At 73.9% G+C, this 2,199-nt stretch carries 2 protein-coding genes; one reads left to right on the forward strand and one right to left on the reverse strand.

Translation table 11 applies throughout. The annotated features are described in order from the left end of the window. Nucleotides 1-60: 60 nt before the first annotated feature. The gene (locus D471_RS0126470) at nucleotides 61-792 is read right to left on the reverse strand and encodes a MerR family transcriptional regulator (protein ID WP_017601407.1); all 732 of its coding nucleotides are present in this window, start codon (nucleotides 790-792) and stop codon (nucleotides 61-63) included. 123 nt (nucleotides 793-915) lie between these two features. Here D471_RS0126470 and D471_RS36370 point away from each other — a divergent pair, with 123 nt between their 5' ends. After that, nucleotides 916-2,172: an erythromycin esterase family protein gene (locus D471_RS36370; RefSeq protein ID WP_241479725.1), complete on the forward strand. Its 1,257-nt coding sequence runs from the start codon at nucleotides 916-918 to the stop codon at nucleotides 2,170-2,172. Nucleotides 2,173-2,199: the final 27 nt, after the last annotated feature.

The following is a 2,199-nucleotide window of genomic DNA, read 5'->3' on the forward strand; positions in this document are numbered from 1 at the left end:
ACCGGTGGGCCGGGGTGTCCCTCCCGTGGGGGCGCTCCGGCCCGCTTCGTGGGGGTCGGGTCAGGAGGCGTCGTGCGCGGTGGTGTCGGTGCGGTCGAGGTAGTGCGAGAGTTCGGCTCCGGCCGCGAGCATGGCGCGGGAGCGCCGGGTGAGGTCGGCCCGCCAGGTGCGCAGGGCCTCGTCCAGTGCGGCCACCCCTCCGGCGTTCCTGACCTGCTCGGTGATGGTGGCGATGTGGGCGAGGGGGTGGCCGCCGCGCCGTAGCTGGTGGGCGAGGTGGGCGTCGCGGACCGCGTCCGGGGGGTAGTGGCGGTGGCCGGTGGCGGGGTCGCGGTCGGGGCGCAGGATGCCGGCCTTCTCCCATTTACGGAGGGTGGCCGGGCGGATGTCGAGCTGGTGGGCCAGGGCGCCGATGGTCGGGGGGCGCCGGTGTGCCGGGGTGGGGGGCTCGCCCGTGGTGAGGTCGTCCAGGGCGGCGGTGACCTCGTCGAGGGTGGTGCGGTCGCGCAGGGCCCGGACGTGGCTCTGGTCGACGAGGCGCAGGACGGTGTCGTGGTCGCCGGTGTTGGCGGCCCGCATGATCGCGGCGGCGGTCTGGTGTCCGTGTCCGGCGCGCAGGGCCAGGAAGGCGCGCAGCGCCTGGGCGTGGGTCGGGGTGTACTGGCGGAACCCGTGGTCGGTGCGCGGGGCGGCGGGCAGGATCCCGTCGTCCTCGTAGTTGCGGACGGCCTGGGTGGACAGGCCGTGTTCGCGGGCCAGGTCGACGGGCCGGAGCCGGTCGCGGTGCGGCATGGTTCACCTCGGGTTTGAGGTTTTGTCAGTGGTTTTCGTGCTTGTCACGGTGAAAGTCTCCACCGAAGGTTCAAGGATACGGTCGAAGATGTTGTCCGCGATCTTCGGAGGTTCACGATGTCGGTGTCATCTGCTGTCCGCCCGCTGGGACCGCCCTCCGGCGGGTCCGGTCTCGTCTCGGGGTTGGACGCCTTCCTCGGCTCCGTGCGGTGTCGGCCGCGGCTCCTGGGGTTGGGCGAACCCACCCACGGTGTGGAGGCCTTCCCCCGTCTGCGCAACCGGGTGCTGCGTCACCTGGTGGAGCGGTGGGGATACCGGTCGATCGCGGTCGAGAGCGACTGCCTGGCGGCGCTGGCGGTCGACGCCTACGTGCGAGGAGGTGACGGTGACCTGGACGAGGTCCTGTCGACCGGTTTCAGCCACGGTTTCGGTGAGCAGGCCGCCAACCGGGAGCTGCTGGAGTGGATGCGCGCGTACAACGGGGGGCGGGAACCGGCCGACCGGGTCGGGTTCCACGGGTTCGACGGCCCGCTCGAGATGTCGGGGGCGGCCAGCCCGCGCACCGCTCTGGCCGGGTTGCACGCCTATCTGGCGGCTTACGTGGATCCGGGCCGGATCCCGCACGGGTGGGAGAACGTGGACGCGCTGCTCGGTGACGACGGGGAGTGGACCGAACCCGCGGCGATGATGGACCCCGGCCGGTCGATCGGTGCGGGCGAGCGGGCGCGGGAGTTGAGGATCGTCGCCGACGACCTGGCCGGGCTCCTGTGGTCGGAGGCTCCGGAGCTGGTGGCGTCCGGTTCCCGTGAGGAGTACCGGCGGGCGTGTCTGTTCGGGCGTACCGCTCGGGGCCTGCTGCGGTACCACGCGGTCATGGCGGACTCCTCGGTCGGCCAGGCCACGCGTGTGGGGCGGTTGGGGGGAGCCAGGGACGCCATGATGGCCGACAACCTGCTGGCCCTCGTGCGCGCCGAGCGGGACCGGGGGCCGACGCTGGTGTTCGCCCACAACCAGCACCTGCGGCGCGAGCGCGCCGCGATGACCATGGCGGGGTCTCAGGTGGGGTGGTGGTGTGCCGGGGCGGTCGCGGCGACGGCCCTGGGCGAGGAGTACGCGGTGATCGCCGCCGACACCGGGACCGCCCCCTGGCCGGGGTTGGAGGACCCCGGTCCCGACACCGTGCGGGGGGTGCTGCGGGAGGCGACGGAGGGCGAGGCGCTGTTCGCCGCCGACCGGGTGGCGGCCGTCCTGGACGGGCGGGGCGGGGCCACGGCGTCGGACACCGCGCGGGACTACCGCTACTTCCCGCTGGGGCTGGCGGACCTGGGCGGGGTCGACGCGGTGGCCTTCCTGGAGGACGCGGCGTCCGGGACCGGGTGACGTGTTGGCCGGGGGCCAGCGGTCGCC

It is taken from the genome of Nocardiopsis lucentensis DSM 44048, from assembly GCF_000341125.1.
Taxonomy (GTDB): Bacteria; Actinomycetota; Actinomycetes; order Streptosporangiales; family Streptosporangiaceae; genus Nocardiopsis; species Nocardiopsis lucentensis.